The sequence below is a fragment of the Nocardioides sp. zg-1230 genome, assembly GCF_013155335.1.
Taxonomy (GTDB): domain Bacteria; phylum Actinomycetota; class Actinomycetes; order Propionibacteriales; family Nocardioidaceae; genus Nocardioides.
On record NZ_JABJQZ010000001.1, the window covers coordinates 473,079 to 491,567 of the forward strand.

The window sequence follows — 18,489 nt, forward strand, 5'->3', positions numbered from 1 at the left end:
CATGGCACGGATCGGCATCTCCGGCTGGCGGTACGCCGGCTGGCGCAGCCACTTCTACCCGGCCGGGCTGCCGCAGCGCCTCGAGCTGGCCTACGTGGGCGAGCGGCTCACCACCGTCGAGGTGAACGGCTCGTTCTACTCCCTGCAGCGGCCGTCGAGCTGGCGGTCGTGGGCCGAGCAGGTCCCCGAGGACTTCGTCTTCGCGGTCAAGGGTCCGCGCTTCGTCACCCACATGAAGAAGCTCAACGACGTCGAGGCGCCGCTCGGCACCTTCCTCGCCTCCGGGGTGCTGTCGCTGGGCGAACGGCTCGGGCCGGTCCTGTGGCAGCTGCCGCCCAACCTCGGCTTCCACCCCGACCGCCTCGCCGCGTTCTTCGACCTGCTGCCGCGCACCACCTCCGCCGCGTCGTCGTACGCCGTCGCGCACCACGACGCGGGCAAGCTCAAGGAGCCCGCCGACACCGCCACGCCGGTCGACCGGCCGCTGCACCACGTGCTCGAGGTCCGGCACCCCTCCTTCCGCACGCCCGAGTTCTGCGAGCTGCTGCGCGCCCACGACATCGGGATGGTGGTCGCCGACTCGGCGGGCACGTGGCCGATGTTCGACGAGGTGACGAGCGGCGTCGCCTACGTCCGGCTCCACGGGGACACCGAGCTCTACGCCAGCGGCTACTCCCCCGCCGCCCTCGACCACTGGGCCGAGAAGGTGCGTGGCTGGGAGGCCGACGGGCTCGACGTCTACGTCTACTTCGACAACGACGCCAAGGTGCACGCCCCCTTCGACGCCATCGCGCTCCAGGAGCGGCTGGGGGTCGGCCCGGCGTGACCTGCTGGGGAACGAGATGCAGGCCGATCGGCGTGCTGAGCCTGTATCTGGTTCCCCACTCACTCCAAGGACCTGTAGTGGTCGAGCATCATCGCGTCGCTCACAGCCTCGTCCGGATGCGCGAGCGGCGGCGCGGGCACGAACCGACCCAGCCGCCACGGCCGCTCGCCGGCCGGCAGCCACGACGCACGCGAGCGGGCCGACTGCATGCGCTGGCGCCACACTCGCTCGCTGTCACCCGCGACGATCACGAAACCCTCCAGGCCGACGTCACGCAGCGCTGCGGCGCGCGCCTCGTCGCGACGCTGCCGGTCACGGCTGCGGTGCGCGGCGCCTTTGTACTCACCGTAGGTGCCCGACGCGTCCTCCACCAGGTCGACGACCGCGATCACGCGACCGGACAGGTCGATCACCTCACGATTCATGAGCGGTCGGGGGAACCTGAGGTCTCCCTCCCAGACCTGCAGCATCTCCGACTCCTTGGGCGAACGACACTCGGCGCAGGCGCGCTCGATGGCGTACGACGCCACGGCCGGCAGGCGTCGTCGACCGCGCGCCGCCTCCCGCAACCGGGCCAGGTCGACGACCCCCGCTGCCAGCGCCATGTCGACCGCGACGCCGGCGCGGCGCGCGGAGGTCGCCCGGCGCAGCTCGTGCAGCAGGGCGGTCTCGGACGGAGCGCACGGGATGCCGCCCGGCGTGAGTCGCGTCGCTGCCTCGAGAATGCGCTGCTCGACCGTCAGCGGGACGTCCGCCGGCACGACCAGTCCGTAGCTGGTGGTACGCCAGCGAGGTCCCGACGCAGTGCCGCGGGGAGGACCCGCGCACCCCGTGGGATCGGCGCGGACCGGACGCACCAGCCCGGTGGGCGGCACGCAGCACGGATGGAAGTCGGACATGCCTCACGCATGCCCCGGCGGCCGCGGCGTACGCCTGTGAGCCAGAACCTGTGGACGACGGCCCGTGGGGAACGAGAAGCAGGCGGATCGCGAAGATCTCCCTGCACCTGGTTCCCCAACGGGACGGCGTACGTCACTCCCGCCGGCGCGCCGCCACGATGACGAGGGCCACGCCGAAGCCGGCGAGGATCGGGCCGATGATCGCCCAGATGCTCTGGTCGGTCATCGCGCTGCCCTCGATGTAGCCGAGGCCCTGGCCGGTCCAGATGGCGCCCGTCACCACCATGATCGCGCCGAGCGCGATGCCGAGTGCGCGCATCAGGCGAGCTCGCGCTTGAGGATCTTGCCGGTCGCGGTCATCGGCAGCGCGTCGACGAACTCGACGATGCGGGGGTACTTGTAGGCGGCCATCTGCTCCTTGCCCCACGCGACGAGCTCGTCCTCGGTCACGGTGGCGCCGTCCTTGCGGATGACCACGGCCTTGATCTCCTCGCCGTGGCTCTCGTGGGGCACGCCGATGACGGCCGCGAGCGAGACGTCGGGGTGCGTGAGGAGGACCTCCTCGATCTCGCGCGGGTACACGTTGTAGCCGCCGCGGATGATCATGTCCTTGGACCGGTCGACGATGTAGTACCAGCCGTCGGCGTCCTTGCGGCCGAGGTCGCCGGAGCGGAACCAGCCGTCCACGATGGCCTCGGCGGTCGCGTCGGGGCGCCCGTAGTAGCCCTTCATGATGTTGGGGCCCTTGATCGCGATCTCGCCCACCACGTCGTCGCCGTCGCCGAGGTCCTCGCGCACGCCGGGCTCGGGGTTGATCAGCTTCATCTCGACGCCGGGGATCGGCTTGCCGATCGAGCCGACGCGCACGGGCTCGCCCCACACGGAGAAGCTGGCGACCGGCGAGGTCTCGGAGAGGCCGTAGCCCTCGAGGATGGTCACGCCGAAGCGGTGCTCGAACTCCTTGTGCACCTCCACCGGCAGCGCCGAGCCGCCCGCGACGGCCACCCGGACCTGGTCGGCGACCTTCTTCACGTCCACGCCGGAGTCGTCGAGCGCACCGAGCAGCCCCCAGTACATCGTCGGGACGCCGGCGAAGAACGTCACGCCCTCCTGCTCCATCAGCGTCAGCGCCGGGCCGGCCTCGAAGCGCGGCAGCAGCACGACGGTCCCGCCGAAGGCGAAGCCGGCGTTCATGATCACCGTCTGACCGAAGGAGTGGAAGAGCGGCAGGACGCACAGGAGCGTGTCGGGGTTGTCGCTGTCGGCGCCGAAGAGGGCGTCGCTGGCCAGTGCGTTGGAGATCATGTTGCGGTGCATCAGCTCGGCGCCCTTGGGCTGGCCCGTGGTGCCCGAGGTGTAGAGGATGACGGCGGTGTCGTCGCCGTCGACCTCGCGCGACTCGAAGACCGGCGACTGCCCCTTCAGGGCCTGACCGAGCGTCTCGGTGCCCTCGATGGGCGACTCCGCACTCGGGTCCGCGGTGATGACGAAGAAGTGCTCGCACGAGTCGGTCTGCTCGAAGCCGGCGTGGCCCTCCGCACCGATCGGCAGCTCGGGCGTGCCCTGGAAGCAGAAGTAGGCCTTCGCGTCCGAGTCGTCGAGGTGGTAGGCCACCTCGCGTCCCTTGAGCAGCACGTTGAGCGGCACCACGGTCGCGCCGGCCTTGAGGATGCCGTAGTAGACGATCGGGAAGTACGGCAGGTTGGGGCAGCTCAGCGCCACCTTGTCGCCCGGCTCGATGCCGCGCGAGACCAGCAGGTTGGCGACCTGGTTGGCGGCGGCGTCGACCTGGGCGTAGGTCAGGCGGGTGTCGCCCAGCACGACCGCCGTACGGTCCGGGTGGGCCTGGGCGGAGCCTTCGAGCAGCGAGGAGAGGTTCGGCATGGCGCCAACCTACTCAGGGGTGGTGAGCACCGTCACCCGTCGGCGCGCTGGGCGATCCGGTGCCCGGCCGTCTTCAGGTCGGCAGCGATCGCGCGCCCCGCGAGCAGCCCCGAGCTCCGGGCGGCGACGGCGTACATCCCCGCTCCGGACACCTCGCCCTCGGCGACGACGCGGCAACCGTCGCGGGTGCCGGTGAACCGGAGTCGCAACGACGCCTCCACCCCGCGCCAGGTGCCGCGCTCGGCCCACGACCGGAACGGCACGAACTCGACGACCTCCAGGCTGGGTCGTACGCCGACCACGGTCAGCTCGGTCCAGGTCTGACCGAGGTGGGGCTCCTCGTCCTCGGGCACGTCGGTGGACAGCAGGCTCGACTGCCACTCGGGGCGCCGGCGGGGGTCGACGAGGTAGGTGAACGCCTGCTCCGCCGAGTGCGGCAGCTCGACGGTCGCGGTGAAGCGCCGGGTCGTCAGATCGTCTCCCCGGTCAGCAGCTCGTAGGCCTCGACGTAGCGCGCCCGGGTGCGCTCGACGACGGCGTCGGGCAGCGGCGGCGGGGCTTCGCCGGAGGTGCGGTCCCAGCCGGACTCGCCGGTGAGCCAGTCGCGCACGATCTGCTTGTCGTACGACGACTGGGCGCGGCCCGGCTGCCACTCGTCGGCGGGCCAGAAGCGGGAGCTGTCGGGGGTGAGGACCTCGTCGGCGAGGATCGTCGTGCCCCCCTCGGAGGCAGGACGCCGGCCGAACTCCAGCTTGGTGTCGGCCAGGATGATGCCGCGCTCGCGGGCGAGGGCGTGCGCCTTGTCGTAGACCTCCATGGTCAGCATCCGCAGCTCGGCGGCGGCGTCGTCGCCGACGGCCTCGACGACGGCCTCGTAGTCGACGTTCTCGTCGTGGTCGCCGAGCTCGGCCTTGGTGGCGGGCGTGAAGATCGGCTCGGGCAGGCGGCTGCCGTCCTGCAGCCCGGCCGGCAGCGGGATGCCGCAGACCTCGCCCGTGCGGGCGTAGTCGAGGAGGCCGGAGCCGGTGAGGTAGCCGCGGGCCACGCACTCGACGGGAAACATCTCGAGACGCTCGCACACCACCGCGCGCCCGGCGACGGACGCCGGCACGTCGGTGGACACGACGTGGTTGCCGACGAGCCCCTCGAGCTGCGCGAACCACCACAGCGACATCCGGGTGAGGATCTCGCCCTTGTCGGGGATCGTGGTGTCGAGGACGAAGTCGTAGGCGGAGATGCGGTCGCTCGCGACCATCAGCAGCCGACCCTCGTGCTCGCCCGCGTCGATGCGGTAGAGGTCGCGGACCTTGCCGGAGTGGAGGTGGGTGGTGCCCTCGATCGGAGGGGCTGCGGGGATGTTCAGCTCGGCTGCCACGCGCCGAGCCTATCCGGGCTCAGCGGTGCAGCCACCAGCTCATCCGGCGCGTCATCCAGGGCAGGAAGACGTAGGTCATCAGCGGCGTCATCACCGACGTCACCAGCACCACGCGCGGCACGAGCGGCCAGCCGCCGATGGTCCGCGAGGCGACGAAGTTCGCGACCAGGCTCAGCGGCAGGAACACCATGAAGATCACGACCATCTGCTTCCACCGCGGCGGTGGCACGGGGGCCGCGCTCAGGGCCTCCACCGTGGCCGGCTCGTCGAACCATCCCTCGATGCCCGTACGCCGTTCGCGACGCGACTCCTCCACGTCGCCCGCGGCCGCCTCGAGCCACCAGGCCCGCTGCGGGGAGGCCTCCCACGCGGCGAGCGACTCGGCGTCGGCGAAACGGTAGAGCATGTGCCAGTCCGTCGAGTCGGCGCTCGGCCGGACCCAGCCCGAGCCGAGGAACCCGTCGAACTTCTCCGCCATCGACGTGCCCGCCTGCATCCACGCCAGCATCTGGGTGGAGTGCGAGGGGTCGACGTGGCGGGTGACGGAGACGGTGACAGGGGCGCTCATGCGGGGTCCCCGCGGCGTTGTTCGGGGGAGCGCAGCGGAGGAGAAGAACGCCGTGGGGTGTTCATGGGCTCCAGTGTCGAGCGCGGGCGGGCGCGGAGTGAAGCCGGCGGCGACGAGATCCCGCCCACGTCGCCACGGGCCTGAGGCACCTCCGGGTGCGGATAAGGCGTCTGCCCGATGCGGACGCGGGGGTCTTAGCCGCAGCGTGAGGAGCGTCCACCAGCGCAGGACCCAGGAGCCCGCCATGAACAACACCGCCATCGACATCACCGCACGGATCGCCGCCACCCACCGCGCCGACGTGGCGCGCGACGTCGCCGAGGCCCGCGCCGCGCGCCAGGCCCGACGTACGCGTCAGCCCGCCGAGCCGGTCGTCACCGAGGCGCCGTCCCGGCGACGCAGCGGATGGAGCCGCTGGCTCCCGACACCGCGCCCCGCCCACTGATGTCGGTCGCTCGTGTCGATCGTCCACCCGTGGTCAACGGCCTCGTCGCCTGCGACCATCTGCAGATGGGCGGGAGGCTCGTCGGCCGCGGGGCCGAGCTCGACCGGATGGCCGGGGCCCTCATGAGCGCCCGCGCGGGCGAGACCCGTTGCCTGCTCGTCACCGGCGAGGCAGGGATCGGCAAGAGCCGGCTCGTCGCCGAGGCCGTGGAGCACCTCGACGACGCGCTGGTCATCACCGGGCACGCGGTCGACATGTCCACCGGCGAGATCCCGTTCGGCGTGGTCGCCGACACCTTGCGCGACCTGACCCGCGTGGCCGGCGCAGACGTCCTGCTGCCCGCCGACCGGGACGCGCTCGCCCCGCTGCTGCCGGGGCGTGCCCACGATCACCAGGTCGAGCGCGTCCAGCTGCTCTCGACCGTCCTCGACCTGCTCGAGCGGCTCGCGTCGCACCAGCTCGTCGTGTGGGTGGTCGAGGACCTGCACTGGGCGGACTCGGCCACGCGCGACCTGGTCGGGCTCGCGGCGCGGACGATCCCGGTGGGCCTGCTCATCGTGGGGACGGTCCGAACCGACGACCCCGAACGCACTCCCGAGGCGGAGGGCGCCGTCACGTCGTACGTCGCCGGGTTGGCCCGCACGCCGGGTTGCGAGGTGCTGCCGCTCCCACGTCTGGGCGCGGACGCGGTCCAGCAGCAGCTCCGCGACCTGCTCGGGTCTCGCCCGTCGGCGGACGTCCTCAGCCGCGTCGAGCGCCTCAGCGACGGCATCCCGTTCGTGGTGGAGGAGCTGGTGGCCGCTGCCGGGCGACCCGAGCTCAGCACCGTCGAGGCGGTGGCCTCCGGCCGGCTCGGCACCCTGTCGCCGGAGGCCAGGAGGCTCGTGGAGGCTGCTGCCGTCGGCGACGGGCACCTCCGGATCAGCCTGGTCGAGCAGGTCCTCGACGCGACGCCCGACGAGCTCGACGCCGCTCTGGTGGAGGCGCAGCGGGCCGGCATCCTGACCACCGACCACGACCACGACGAGGTGCGCTTCCGGCACGCCCTGCTGCGCGAGGCGACGTCCCGGGAGACCGGGCCGGGGGCGCGGAGGTCGTGGCACCGGCGCTGGGCCGAGGTGCTCGAGGACAATCCCGGCACGCTGCCTGCGGACCCGGCCGCACTGGCGGTCGCCGAGCACTGGCACCAGGCTCGCGACGTACGCCGGGCGGTCGCGGCCGCGGTGGCCGCCCTGCCCTCGGCCGAGCGGATCGCCGACCCGCAGCTGGAGACGGTGCTGTGGACGCGGGTGCTGTCGGCGTGGGCCTCGATCCCGGACGCCGAGGCCGTCACCGGCCTGCGGCTGCGCGACGCCGTGGCCCAGGCCGTGCTCGCTGCCCAGTCGACCGGGCTGGCGAGCTTCATCGCGGTCCTCGACGCGGTGCCTGATCAGCTGCTGGACGAGTCCGAGCGTGCTGTGCTCTCCGCCGTCCGTGCGATCACCGGCGAGGCCAAGGGCGTCCTGGATCGCCGCTTCCGCGAGATGACGCAGGACCTGTTCGACAGGTTCGACCTCTTCGCCGGCCCGCGCGACCTCTTCTCGATGCTCGCGCTCAGCTTCGCGACCCGGCTGCCTGCGAGCGACGAGCGATCGGTCACCGGCATGGACGCGGCTGCGGACATCGCCGCCGGGCTCGCCTCGCCACGCGCGCGGCTGGAGCACGTCGTGCTGCGCTCGCACTCGCGAGAGTTCAAGGGTGACCCCGGCGCCGCGGCCGACTACCTCGAGGCCCAGCTGGCCGAGCTCCGCGACCTCCCCGGCCACCACGTCCTGTTCGCCGACGGCAACGTCGTGTGGTGCCGCAGCGTGTGCGGCGAGCACCGCAGGGCGCAGGAGATCGGCGAGGCGGCGCTCGCACGGCTCCGCCACCCCGAGCTGTCCGTCGGCCTCTGGGAGCACCTGGTCGAGAACCAGGCGTTCAGCCTGACCTGCACCGGCGACTGGGCCCGGGCCCGCCAGCTCCTCGAGGAGTCGGCGCCGTGGTGGGAGGACGACGTCCGCACCAGCAACGCACGCCTGGCGCTCCTCGACGTCCGCCAGCTCGGGACGGCCGATGCCGGGCGCTGGCAGGCGCTCATCGGGCAGGAGATCCCCGGGGGCGCCCCACCGCTCCAGGTGCGGCACCTAGCCGCCGCGGCGCACGTCGCGGCGGGGGGCCTGACCGCGGCCCGGGCGGTCCTCCGCGAGATGTGGGCCGACCCCGCCATTCTCGTCGCCGACGACTACCTGTGCCTGGTGGTGGTCGACGCCGCGCGGGCGGAGGCCGACGCGGCGATCGCCGCCCCGGGACGTGCCGACCGCGACGAGACATCGGCCCACATGGAGCAGATCGCCGACACGGCCCAAAGGTGCCGTCGCTACGGCCGGCTCGGCGAGGTGTGGCCGCTCGACGTGGCCGCCCAGCTGGACCGCTTCCACGGTCGCGACGCGCGACCGTCGCTGCGCACGGCGCTCGAGGGATGGGAGCGGATCGGGCACGTCCCGGACGTGGCGGTCACGCACCTGTCGCTGGCGGAGCAGGAGGCGATCCGCGGTGACCGCGAGGCCGCCCGTCGCCAGCTGGCAGCGGGTCGCGAGATCGCGGAGCGGCTGGAGGCCCACCCGATGCTGGCGCGCGCCGACGCGCTCGCGGAGAGGTACGCGCTCTCCTCGCGAGAACGACGTACGGACGGGGTGCTCACCGAGCGTGAGGTGGAGGTGCTCCGGCTGGTGGCGGACGGCCTGACCAACGGGCAGATCGGGGGAAGGCTCTTCATGTCGCCCAAGACGGCGAGCGTCCATGTCTCGCACATCCTGGCCAAGCTGGGGGCGGCCAACCGCACCGAGGCGGCTGCGACGGCGCGGCGACAGGGCCTGCTCGGCTGAGCCCCGTACGGCGAGCTCAGCGCACGCAGGTGACGAGGTCGTGCGCCCCGTCGGGGCGGGCGGCCTCGACGTAGTAGCGCACCCGGCCGTCGGGCAGCGGCACCGCGCTGGCGTAGCGGAACGCGCCGTCGGAGTGCGGGGACGAGATGGGCGGCTGGTCGAGGCGGGTGAGGGCCGTGCCGTCCCAGGTGGCCACCCCGGTGGTCTCGAACCAGTTCGACTCCGCGTCGGGGCGGCCGTCGTACAGCACCGTGCCGTCGGGCAGCACTGCGCTGACCCGGGCACCGCGCGCGTCCCACTGGCCCTCGCGGCCGGCGAGCACCTCGCCGTGGTCCTGCCACGCCAGCCCGTCGGGACTGGTGAGCCGGCGGGTGGTCATCCGGTCCTCGTGGCCGGGCTCGTCGAGGGGGTGGCAGCACAGCCACATCTCGTAGCCGTCCGACCCCACGGTGATCACCGGGTCCTTGACGCCCGTGCCGCGGTCGCCGCCGTGCACGCGTCGTCGTACGCCGTCGGGCAGGCCCTCGACCATGTCGGCGGTGAGGCTGTCGACCCACCAGTGCTTGGAGCGGGGCGTCGCGCACGAGAGGTAGAGCCGCCACCCGCCCTCGCGCAGCGGCACGAGCACCGGGCGCTCGAAGGACTCGGCACCGAAGGCCTCGCGCGCGACCTCGGCGACCGGCTCGAAGATGACGCCGTCGTCGGAGCGGGCGACGACAACCGTGACGCCGCGTCCGTGGGTGAGCGGGCGGCGGACCCGCCATGTCAGCCAGAAGACACCGTCGACCAGGACGGCGCTCGCCGCCCCCGCCCAGTTGCCCGGTCCCGCCCCCGGGGCCGGCACCACGACCTCGACGTCGTCGTAGGTCGGCGGTGCGGTCGGCGTCACCCGGTGACCCGGAAGGACGACGCGCCACTGACCGCGGCCTCCCGCACGGCGACGTCGCGCACCCGCGCCGACGGCGGCCCGTGCCGGCACCACTCCACGAGCGCGTCGACCGCGTCGTCCTCGCCCTCGGCGTGGACGAGCACGCTGCCGTCGACCTCGTTGCGCACCCAGCCGACGACCCCGAGCTGCTGCGCCCGCTCCTGGGTGTGCCAGCGGAACGCCACGCCCTGCACCTGCCCGGTCACCCGGGCCTGGACCGCCTTCATGCCCCCATCCTGCCCCTCCCGGCGGGCGGTCCCCGGCGCTGGGACCGGGTGAGAGGCTGACGCTGATGACCCAGCACGAGCAGGCCCAGGACGAGCGGGCCCGGGACGAGCGCGGAGGCGAGGCGGCGTACGAGCCCGACCCGCGGCGCTGGCGCGTGCTCGCGGTCTCCCTCGTCGTCGGCTTCATGTCGCTGCTCGACGTCACGATCGTCAACGTCGCCGTGCCGTCCATCCGCGCCGGGCTCGACACCTCCGCCGCGACCATCCAGTGGGTGGTGTCGGGCTACGCGCTCGCCTTCGGCATGACCCTGGTCGCCGGCGGCCGCCTCGGCGACGCGCACGGTCGGCGCCGGATGATGACGATCGGCCTCGTCGGCTTCGTCGTGTCCAGTGCGGCCGTCGGGCTCGCGCCCAACGCGGCCGCGATCGTGCTGGCCCGCCTCGTCCAGGGCGCCAGCGCCGGCCTGCTCACCCCGCAGAACTCCGGGCTGATCCAGCAGCTCTTCCGGGGCGAGGAGCGCGGGCGCGCCTTCGGGATGTTCGGCTTCACCGTGGCCGTCGCGTCCGCGACCGGACCGCTGATCGGTGGCCTGCTGATCGGCCTGCTCGGCGAGGAGAACGGCTGGCGCTCCCTCTTCCTCATCAACGTGCCGATCGGCCTCGTCGCGCTGGCGCTGATCCGTCGACTCGTGCCCGACAACCACGTCGGCGCCGGCCCCGAGTCAGCTCCGAAGGACCCCCGCATCGACGTCGTCGGCGCGGTGCTCCTCGGCCTCGCCGTCCTGGCCGTGCTGTACCCGCTGATCAGTCTCGAGGGCGGTGCCGGCCTGCCGCTGCTGGTGCTGGTCGCGTTCCCGCCGCTGGCGTGGGCGTTCGTGCGGTGGGAGAAGCGGACCGTACGGCTGGAGCGGCCGCCGCTGCTCGACGTGTCGCTGCTGCGCGGTCTGCCCGGCTACGCCAACGGCCTGCTGGTCGGCACCCTCTACTTCACCGGCTTCACCGGGATCTTCCTCGTGCTGTCGGTGCACCTGCAGGAGGGTGAGGGGTTCTCGCCGTTGCAGGCAGCGCTGCTGATGACGCCGTTCGCGGTCGGCGCCGCCACCACCTCACCGCTCGCCGGCCGGCTGGTCGGCCGGCTCGGGCGACGGGTCACCCTGGTCGCGCTCGGGGTGATGATGACCGGCACCGCGCTCGCGTCCTGGCTGGTCACGTCCCCGACCGACTCGCTGTGGTGGACGCTCGCGCCGGCCATGTTCCTCGCCGGCGTCGGCGGCGGTGGGGTCATCTCCCCGAACTTCACCCTCACCCTCGCCGAGGTCCCGCCGCGGATGGGCGGCGCGGCCGGCGGGGCGCTGCAGACCGGGCAACGGATCGGCTCGGCCCTCGGCGCCGCGCTGCTGATGACCGTCTACCAGGCCGTCGGGACCGTCTCGTCAGCCCCGGTCGCGGCCCGCGCCGCGCTGCTGGCGGCCCTCGCCGTGCTCTCGCTGGCCTTTGCCGCCGCCGTGCGCTCCTGGCGGCGCGGCGACTGAGCGAGGGAGAGACTGACAACTTCAGGAATCCCCGGCTGGCCGGGGATTCCCGGACATGTCGGCCCGTGCAAGGCCTGACAAGTTCAGCGAGCCCGTCAGAGGATCGCGCCCGGCGAGTACGCCGCCGCGGCGGGGTGGGCGGCCGCGAGCGCCTCGACCCGGGCGACGACCGCGCGGGTCTGAGCCACGGCGGCGCCGGTGAACTCGATGGGGTCGGCGACGAGCGCGTCGATCTGCTCGCGGGTCAGGCCGAGCCGCTCGTCGGCGGCGAGCTTGGCGAAGACGTCGTTGTCGGCCTGCCCGGCGCGCATCGCGAGGGCGGTGCCGACCGCGGCCTCCTTGATCGCCTCGTGGGCGGCCTCGCGACCGACGCCGTTGCGTACCGCGGCCATCAGCACCTTGGTCGTGGTGAGGAACGGCAGGTAGCGGTCGAGCTCGCGCTGGATGACCGCCGGGAAGGCACCGAACTCGTCGAGCACGGTGAGGAAGGTCTGGAAGAGGCCGTCGGTGGCGAAGAACGCGTCGGGCAGCGCGACCCGGCGCACGACCGAGCAGGAGACGTCTCCCTCGTTCCACTGGTCACCGGCGAGCTCGCTGACCATCGACAGGTGGCCGCGGAGGATCACGGCAAGGCCGTTGACGCGCTCGCAGGAGCGGGTGTTCATCTTGTGCGGCATCGCGGACGAGCCGACCTGGCCCTCCTTGAAGCCCTCGGTCACCAGCTCGTGGCCGGCCATCAGCCGCACCGTCGTGGCCAGGTTGGACGGACCGCTGACGAGCTGGACCAGGGCCGCGACGACATCGAAGTCGAGGGAGCGCGGGTAGACCTGGCCGACGCTCGTCATCACCTGCTCGAAGCCGAGGTGGCCGGCGACCCGGTCCTCGAGCTGCTCCAGACGCGAGGCATCGCCGTCGAGGAGGTCGAGCATGTCCTGCGCGGTGCCCATCGGCCCCTTGATGCCACGGAGCGGGTAGCGGGCGAGCAGCTCCTCGATCCGCTGGACGGCGATCAGCATCTCGTCGGCGATCGTCGCGAAGCGCTTGCCGAGCGTGGTGGCCTGGGCGGCGACATTGTGCGATCGGCCGGCCATCACGGTCGCCTCGTGCTCGGCGGCGAGCCGGCCGAGGCGGACCAGGGCGGCGACGGCGCGGTCGCGCACGACCTCGAGCGAGCGGCGTACCTGCAGCTGCTCGACGTTCTCGGTGAGGTCGCGCGAGGTCATGCCCTTGTGGATGTGCTCGTGCCCGGCCAGCGCCGAGAACTCCTCGATGCGGGCCTTCACGTCGTGGCGGGTGACCCGCTCGCGGGCGGCGATCGAGTCGAGGTCGACCGTGTCCACGACCGCCTCGTAGGCCTCGACGACGCCGTCAGGGACGTCGATGCCGAGGTCGCGCTGGGCCTTGAGGACCGCGATCCAGAGCTGCCGCTCGAGGACGATCTTGTGCTCGGGCGACCAGATCTCCGCGAGATCGGCGCCGGCGTAGCGGGTGGCCAGGACGTTGGGGACGCTCACGGGCACCCATCCTCCCACCCGCCGGCGTCCGCCACCCCCTGCGGGTAGTCCAGTGAGAAGTGGCCGCAAAACGGGGGTGACGGCAGCCAGATCTCACTGGACTACCGCGTGCCGGCAGCCAGATCTCGCTGGACTACCCCGGGTGGCGCTCCGGGGCCCAGCCGTCCCACGGTGACCACCAGCGCTCGTCGCGCTCGAGGAGGTCGGCGACGTCGGCAGCGGCGGTGAGCGTCGCGAGCAGCTCGTCCGCGGTGATCCGGCCGGAGGCCAGGGTCGGGGCCAGGTGCTCGACGTCCTTCCACCGCCACGCTCCGTCCGGGGCGATGACGATGTCGAGCTGGAGGTCGTTGACGTCGACGCCGTCGGCGGTGCGCACGACAGGTGTCTCGAAGTTGAGGTACCAGGACATGAAGGCGCCGTCGGGGCCGAAGAACTTCCACACCGTGTACCAGTCTTCGCTGCGCCGCAGCTTGAGCACGGTCGTCCCGGTCCAGGCGTCGAGGTGTCCCCACGGGTGCGGGACGGGGTGCTCCGGGAAGACCATCGGGGTGCCGTCGGCCTTCACCGTGGCGAGCACGACGCCGTCGTCGCCGACCACGCGCTCGTCCCACGCCGCCCACTCGGCGCCGTGCAGCACCTCGCGCACCCGCACGTGGGACCCGACGGCAAAGGGCTCAGCCACGGGACGCGGCGCCCTCGACGACCCCCAGGGGCTCAGCGGCGATGTCGCGACGCCACTGGGCGCCGGGGAAGCTGATGGAGGAGATTCCCTCGTACGCCTTGGCGCGGGCGTCGGCGACGTCGGACCCGGTCGCCCGGACGGCGAGCACCCGACCGCCCGCGGTCACCAGCCCCGCCTCTGTCCGGGCGGTGCCGGCGTGGATGACGTCGACGTCGTCCTCGACGGCGAGCGTCTCGGTGCCGACGATGACGTCGCCGGTGCTGGAGCCCTCGGGGTAGCCCGCGCTGGCCATCACGACCGAGACCGAGGCGCCCTCGGCGAAGGTCGGGGCCGGCACGGCCGCGAGGTCGCCGTCGGCGGCGGCGCGGAGCAGGGTGCCGAGCGGGGAGGTCAGCAGGGCGAGCACCGGCTGCACATCGGGGTCGCCGAAGCGGCAGTTGAACTCGATGACCTTCGGGCCGGCCGCGGTCAACGCGAGCCCGACGTAGAGGCAGCCGACGAACGGCGCACCGCGCTGCTGCATCTCGGCCAGGGTCGGGGCGACGACGTCGGCCATCACGGCGTCGACGATGCCGTCGGGGAGCCAGGTCAGCGGGGCGTAGGACCCCATGCCGCCCGTGTTGGGGCCGCGGCCGCCGTCGAAGATGCGCTTGAAGTCCTGGGCCGGCAGCAGCGGCCGCCCGACGGTGCCGTCGCAGACGACGAAGAGGGAGAACTCCGGGCCGTCGAGGAACTCCTCGACCACCACCCGATCGCACCCGGCCGCGTGGGCCAGCGCCTCGTCGCGGTCGCTGGTCACGACGACGCCCTTGCCGGCCGCGAGCGCGTCGTCCTTGACGACGTACGGCGCCCCGAACGCGTCGAGCGCCGCAGCGACCTCGTCCGGCGTGGCGCAGGTGCGGGACCCGGCCGTCGGCACGTCGGCGGCGGCCATGACCTCCTTGGAGAAGGCCTTGGACCCCTCGAGCCTCGCGGCGTCACGCGAGGGGCCGAACACCGCGATCCCCGCGTCGCGCACGGCGTCGGCGACCCCGGCGACCAGCGGCGCCTCGGGGCCGACGACCACCAGGTCGGCGTGGACCGACGCGGCGAGGGCTGCGACGGCAGGGCCGTCCATCGGGTCCACGGCGTGCAGGGTGGCGACCTCGGCGATGCCGGGGTTGCCCGGGGCGGCGTGCACCTCGGCCACCGCCGGGTCGGCGGCCAGCGCCAGGGCGAGCGCGTGCTCACGCCCGCCGGTGCCGACGACGAGGGTGATCACCCGTGCACGACCACGGTCTGCTCGCGGCCCGGGCCGACGCCGACGCCCCAGATCTTCGCGCCCGACATCTCCTCGAGCGCCTGGACGTAGACCTGCGCGTTCTTCGGCAGGTCGTCGAAGGAGCGGCAGCCGGAGATGTCGCTCCCCCACCCGTCGAAGAACTCGTAGACCGGCTTCGCGTGGTGGAACTCGGTCTGCGTCATCGGCATCTCCTCGACCCGCTGACCGTCGATCTCGTAGGCCACGCAGACCGGGATCCGCTCCCACGCTCCGAGGATGTCGAGCTTGGTGAGGAACAGCTCGGTGAGGCCGTTGACCCGGCTGGCGTAACGCGCGACGACGGCGTCGTACCAGCCGCAGCGGCGCGTGCGACCGGTGGAGACACCGATCTCGCCGCCGAGGGTCTGCAGCTGGATGCCGTCCTCGTCGAAGAGCTCGGTCGGGAACGGGCCCGACCCGACCCGGGTCGTGTAGGCCTTGATCACGCCGATCACCCGGTCGATGCGGGTGGGACCGACGCCGGCGCCGACGCACACGCCGCCGGCGACCGGGTTGGAGGACGTGACGAACGGGTACGTGCCGTGGTCGACGTCGAGCATCGTGGCCTGGGCGCCCTCGAAGAGGACCGTCTGGCCGGCGTCGAGCGCCTGGTTGAGCAGCAGCGAGGTGTCGCACACCATCGGCCGGAGCCGCTCGGCGTAGGACAGCAGCTCCTCGACGACCGCGTCGACCTCGATGGCGCGCCGGTTGTAGACCTTGGTCAGCAGGTGGTTGCGCACGTCGAGCGCGGCGTCGATCTTCTCGCGCAGGATCTTCTCGTCGAAGAGGTCGGCGATGCGCACGCCGACACGGTTGATCTTGTCCGCGTAGGCCGGGCCGATGCCACGGCCGGTGGTGCCGATCTGGTTCTTGCCGAGGAAGCGCTCGGTGACCTTGTCGATCGTCGCGTGGTAGCTCGCGATGACGTGGGCGTTGGCGCTCACCTTGAGGTCGGCGACCTCGACCCCGCGGGCGATGAGGCCGTCGAGCTCGCGGAACAGCGCCTCCGGCGAGACCACGACGCCGTTGGCGATGACCGACGTGGCGCCGGGCGTGAGGATGCCGCTGGGCAGCAGGTGGGTGGCGTACTTCTCGCCGTCGATCACGATGGTGTGGCCGGCGTTGTGGCCCCCGCTGGTGCGGACCACGAAGTCGATGCGGTCCGTGGTGGCCAGCAGGTCGGTGGCCTTGCCCTTGCCCTCGTCGCCCCACTGGGCTCCGAGCACGACGATCGCGGGCATCTCAGCCCTCCCTCTGTCATTGGCTGTCAAAGCGGGTGGAAATGACTCAGCCCCGGCACAAGGCACCGGGGCTCTTGCGGCGTCACGCTACCGCACAGCCGTCGGCTAGGGTCCGGACGTGCGCTCCCTGCTGGTCATCACCAACGCCGACGCCGGCACCTCCGACGAGGAGCGCCTGGCCGAGGCGCTCGTGGTCCTCCGGGAGAAGGCCTCGGTCGAGGTCGCCAAGACGTCCAACCCCGGCGAGCTCGACGGCGTGCTGCACCGCGCCGGCGGTCGTACGGTCGTGGTGGCCGGCGGCGACGGCAGCCTGCACGCCGTCGTGACCGCGCTGCACAAGCGCCGCGAGCTCGACCAGACGACGCTCGCACTGCTCCCGATGGGCACCGGCAACGACTTCGCGCGCGGCAACGACATCCCGCTGGAGATCGAGGACGCGGCCAGGCTCGTGCTCACCGGTGAGCCCCGGCAGGTCGACCTCATCGTCGACGAGACCGGCAACGTGGTCGTCAACAACGTGCACGTCGGCGTGGGCGCGCAGGCCAGCCGCAAGGGCCACAAGTGGAAGACCCGGCTCGGCGCGATCGGGGTCGGCAAGGTCAACCTGGGCAAGCTGGGTTACCCCATCGGTGCGCTGCTCTCGGCGTTCCACCCGCCCAGCTGGCGGCTGCGCGTGGAGCTCGACGGCACGGTCGTCAACGACGTCGACCGCCCGGTCCTGATGGTGGCGATCGGCAACGGCGGCAACGTCGGCGGCGGCACCGAGCTCAACCCCGACGCCGACACCGAGGACGGGCTGCTCGACGTGATGATCAGCCGCGCCGTGAAGCCGAGCGCGAAGGTCGGCTACGTCGCGCGGCTGCGCAAGGGCGAGCACGACCAGCGTGACGACGTCGTCACCCTGCGCGGCACGTCGGTCAAGGTGAGCGGCGACGAGTTCTGGCTGTCCGCCGACGGGGAGATCTCCGGCCCCGAGCGCAGCCGCAGCTGGCGCCTCGAGCGGGCGGCGTACTCGATGATCCTGCCGCGCTGACCCTGCGCGAGTCCGACCTCGGGTCAGAGCCAGCCGCGCCGGACCGCCTCGACGCCGGCCTGGAAGCGGGTGTCGACGCCCAGCTCGGTCATCAGAGCGGCGATGCGTCGCCGCACGGTGCGCAGGCCGATGCCCAGCTTGCGCGCGATGACCTCGTCGGTGGCTCCGGCCATCAGCTGCTCCAGCAGGAACTGCCGCCCGTCGGGGCTCATCCGCCCCGCCTCGAGCTCGGGCATCGGCGCGGCGCGGTCCCACAACGACTCGAACCACATCGTCAGCGCGGCGACGATCGAGCGCTGCCGCACGTGCACCCGGGGCTCGTCGGCGAAGCCGATGGGCTCGGGCAGCACCGCGTGGGAGTCGCCGAGGATGAACATGCGGGTGCGCACCTCCGAGATGATCCGCACCTGCTCGCCCAGCCCGGCACGCACCCGGAGGGCGTCCGGCGCCTCGGTCAGGGCTCGCGCCGGGTAGATGGCCCGGGACCGGCGGCCGGTCGCCATCGCCTCGGCGAGCACCTCGCTCACCTTGGACTCGCGCGGCATCGCCCAGGCGTCGGGGCGCAGCCACAGCATGTCGCCGCGGCTGGTGCGGATCATCAGCTGGAGCAGCTCCAGCGGGTTGCCCCCCGAGCTCAGCTCGCCGTCGAGCGGGTGGACCTCGGTGACGTGGGTCGCGTCGGGGCGGGTCGCCGCGGCGACCAGGTGGGGCACCGCACTGGAGAGCTCGGCCAGCTTGGTGGCCGACGCCGCGGCCGTGCGCGCCTCCTGCAGCACCAGGTCGGAGACGGCCTCGGCCAGGGACGGTACGACGATCCGGTCCTCGGCCAGCACGACGAGCCCGCGCTCGAGGAGCGGGGCGAGGTCGCGCAGGAGCCTGTCGGGAGCCTGCTGCACCAGCCGGGCCACGCCGGTGACCGTGTGCCCCGAGACGGGGGCCAGGCGGAAGTAGAGCTGCTCGGTCCGGCGGTCGAGGCCGAGGGCCGCGAGGACGGAGGACGGGTCGCCGGGCATGGGTGGCAGTTTAGTGCCACCGGCACTCAGGATCCGCGTGGCACGGAGCGGCCAGTCGATACTGTCCTCGCCGGTCGCCGCGGGGGTGTGCGGCTGGTCCCGCTCCTCGGAGCAGG

At 72.8% G+C, this 18,489-nt stretch carries 18 protein-coding genes; 5 read left to right on the forward strand and 13 right to left on the reverse strand.

Features of this window, described 5'->3' with window-relative positions; all coding sequences use genetic code 11:
* The first annotated feature begins 1 nt into the window (after position 1).
* Complete coding sequence (locus tag HOO61_RS02310) at positions 2-826, forward strand: DUF72 domain-containing protein (RefSeq protein WP_172256554.1); 825 nt, start codon at positions 2-4, stop codon at positions 824-826.
* A gap of 59 nt (positions 827-885) precedes the next feature.
* Here the strand turns inward: HOO61_RS02310 and HOO61_RS02315 are convergent, their stop codons facing one another.
* From HOO61_RS02315 to HOO61_RS02340, 6 genes are all read right to left on the reverse strand, one after another.
* Positions 886-1,587, reverse strand: coding sequence for a hypothetical protein (locus HOO61_RS02315; protein ID WP_172256556.1), 702 nt, complete (start codon positions 1,585-1,587; stop codon positions 886-888).
* Between the two features lie 271 nt (positions 1,588-1,858).
* The gene (locus HOO61_RS02320) at positions 1,859-2,044 is read right to left on the reverse strand and encodes a hypothetical protein (RefSeq protein WP_172256558.1); all 186 of its coding nucleotides are present in this window, start codon (positions 2,042-2,044) and stop codon (positions 1,859-1,861) included.
* The gene (locus HOO61_RS02325; RefSeq protein ID WP_172256560.1) at positions 2,044-3,609 is read right to left on the reverse strand and encodes a long-chain fatty acid--CoA ligase; all 1,566 of its coding nucleotides are present in this window, start codon (positions 3,607-3,609) and stop codon (positions 2,044-2,046) included. The genes HOO61_RS02320 and HOO61_RS02325 overlap by 1 nt, the downstream gene beginning before the upstream one ends.
* Positions 3,610-3,641: 32 nt before the next feature.
* Positions 3,642-4,190 (reverse strand): SRPBCC family protein, encoded by a 549-nt coding sequence (locus tag HOO61_RS02330; protein ID WP_367650070.1) that lies wholly within the window; start codon positions 4,188-4,190, stop codon positions 3,642-3,644.
* The gene (locus HOO61_RS02335) at positions 4,079-4,984 is read right to left on the reverse strand and encodes a phosphoribosylaminoimidazolesuccinocarboxamide synthase (RefSeq protein WP_172256562.1); all 906 of its coding nucleotides are present in this window, start codon (positions 4,982-4,984) and stop codon (positions 4,079-4,081) included. Before HOO61_RS02335 ends, HOO61_RS02330 begins: the two co-directional genes overlap by 112 nt.
* Positions 4,985-5,003: 19 nt before the next feature.
* Positions 5,004-5,552, reverse strand: a complete 549-nt coding sequence (locus HOO61_RS02340; RefSeq protein WP_172256564.1) for an antibiotic biosynthesis monooxygenase — start codon at positions 5,550-5,552, stop codon at positions 5,004-5,006.
* A gap of 244 nt (positions 5,553-5,796) precedes the next feature.
* Between HOO61_RS02340 and HOO61_RS02345 the strand changes: the two genes are divergently transcribed.
* On the forward strand, positions 5,797-5,997 hold the full coding sequence (locus tag HOO61_RS02345) for a hypothetical protein (RefSeq protein ID WP_172256566.1): 201 nt from the start codon (positions 5,797-5,799) through the stop codon (positions 5,995-5,997).
* A 65-nt stretch (positions 5,998-6,062) separates the two neighbouring features.
* Positions 6,063-8,903 (forward strand): helix-turn-helix transcriptional regulator, encoded by a 2,841-nt coding sequence (locus HOO61_RS02350; protein WP_172256568.1) that lies wholly within the window; start codon positions 6,063-6,065, stop codon positions 8,901-8,903.
* 16 nt (positions 8,904-8,919) lie between these two features.
* On the opposite strand, the gene HOO61_RS02355 is transcribed toward HOO61_RS02350, so the two are convergent.
* Entirely contained in the window at positions 8,920-9,792 is an 873-nt protein-coding gene (locus tag HOO61_RS02355; RefSeq protein ID WP_172256570.1) for a hypothetical protein, read from the reverse strand.
* Positions 9,789-10,058, reverse strand: a complete 270-nt coding sequence (locus tag HOO61_RS02360) for an acylphosphatase (RefSeq protein ID WP_172256572.1) — start codon at positions 10,056-10,058, stop codon at positions 9,789-9,791. Before HOO61_RS02360 ends, HOO61_RS02355 begins: the two co-directional genes overlap by 4 nt.
* Positions 10,059-10,123: 65 nt before the next feature.
* On the opposite strand from HOO61_RS02360, the gene HOO61_RS02365 reads away from it, so the two are divergent.
* Entirely contained in the window at positions 10,124-11,590 is a 1,467-nt protein-coding gene (locus tag HOO61_RS02365) for an MFS transporter (RefSeq protein WP_172256574.1), read from the forward strand.
* Positions 11,591-11,685: 95 nt separating this feature from the next.
* On the opposite strand, the gene purB is transcribed toward HOO61_RS02365, so the two are convergent.
* The 4 genes from purB to HOO61_RS02385 form a co-directional block, all read right to left on the reverse strand.
* A complete protein-coding gene (gene purB, locus HOO61_RS02370; RefSeq protein WP_172256576.1) occupies positions 11,686-13,104 on the reverse strand; it encodes an adenylosuccinate lyase in 1,419 nt (472 codons plus the stop codon).
* Positions 13,105-13,237: 133 nt separating this feature from the next.
* On the reverse strand, positions 13,238-13,786 hold the full coding sequence (locus tag HOO61_RS23935; protein ID WP_172256578.1) for a DUF402 domain-containing protein: 549 nt from the start codon (positions 13,784-13,786) through the stop codon (positions 13,238-13,240).
* Positions 13,779-15,047 (reverse strand): phosphoribosylamine--glycine ligase, encoded by a 1,269-nt coding sequence (purD, locus tag HOO61_RS02380; protein WP_172256580.1) that lies wholly within the window; start codon positions 15,045-15,047, stop codon positions 13,779-13,781. The genes HOO61_RS23935 and purD overlap by 8 nt, the downstream gene beginning before the upstream one ends.
* Complete coding sequence (locus tag HOO61_RS02385; RefSeq protein ID WP_172256582.1) at positions 15,044-16,327, reverse strand: adenylosuccinate synthase; 1,284 nt, start codon at positions 16,325-16,327, stop codon at positions 15,044-15,046. Before HOO61_RS02385 ends, purD begins: the two co-directional genes overlap by 4 nt.
* 118 nt (positions 16,328-16,445) lie before the next feature.
* On the opposite strand from HOO61_RS02385, the gene HOO61_RS02390 reads away from it, so the two are divergent.
* The gene (locus tag HOO61_RS02390) at positions 16,446-17,360 is read left to right on the forward strand and encodes a YegS/Rv2252/BmrU family lipid kinase (protein ID WP_172256584.1); all 915 of its coding nucleotides are present in this window, start codon (positions 16,446-16,448) and stop codon (positions 17,358-17,360) included.
* A 23-nt stretch (positions 17,361-17,383) separates the two neighbouring features.
* On the opposite strand, the gene HOO61_RS02395 is transcribed toward HOO61_RS02390, so the two are convergent.
* Positions 17,384-18,373, reverse strand: a complete 990-nt coding sequence (locus HOO61_RS02395) for a DNA-binding response regulator (protein WP_172256585.1) — start codon at positions 18,371-18,373, stop codon at positions 17,384-17,386.
* Positions 18,374-18,489: the final 116 nt, after the last annotated feature.

Bases quoted from the DNA above. Each gene is read 5' to 3' on its own strand.
- HOO61_RS02310 (WP_172256554.1), top strand. From the start codon at position 2: ATGGCACGGATCGGCATCTCCGGCTGGCGGTACGCCGGCTGGCGCAGC.
- HOO61_RS02320 (WP_172256558.1), bottom strand. From the start codon at position 2,044: ATGCGCGCACTCGGCATCGCGCTCGGCGCGATCATGGTGGTGACGGGC.
- HOO61_RS02325 (WP_172256560.1), bottom strand. From the start codon at position 3,609: ATGCCGAACCTCTCCTCGCTGCTCGAAGGCTCCGCCCAGGCCCACCCG.
- HOO61_RS02340 (WP_172256564.1), bottom strand. From the start codon at position 5,552: ATGAGCGCCCCTGTCACCGTCTCCGTCACCCGCCACGTCGACCCCTCG.
- HOO61_RS02345 (WP_172256566.1), top strand. From the start codon at position 5,797: ATGAACAACACCGCCATCGACATCACCGCACGGATCGCCGCCACCCAC.
- HOO61_RS02350 (WP_172256568.1), top strand. From the start codon at position 6,063: ATGGGCGGGAGGCTCGTCGGCCGCGGGGCCGAGCTCGACCGGATGGCC.
- HOO61_RS02360 (WP_172256572.1), bottom strand. From the start codon at position 10,058: ATGAAGGCGGTCCAGGCCCGGGTGACCGGGCAGGTGCAGGGCGTGGCG.
- HOO61_RS02365 (WP_172256574.1), top strand. From the start codon at position 10,124: ATGACCCAGCACGAGCAGGCCCAGGACGAGCGGGCCCGGGACGAGCGC.
- HOO61_RS02385 (WP_172256582.1), bottom strand. From the start codon at position 16,327: ATGCCCGCGATCGTCGTGCTCGGAGCCCAGTGGGGCGACGAGGGCAAG.
- HOO61_RS02395 (WP_172256585.1), bottom strand. From the start codon at position 18,373: ATGCCCGGCGACCCGTCCTCCGTCCTCGCGGCCCTCGGCCTCGACCGC.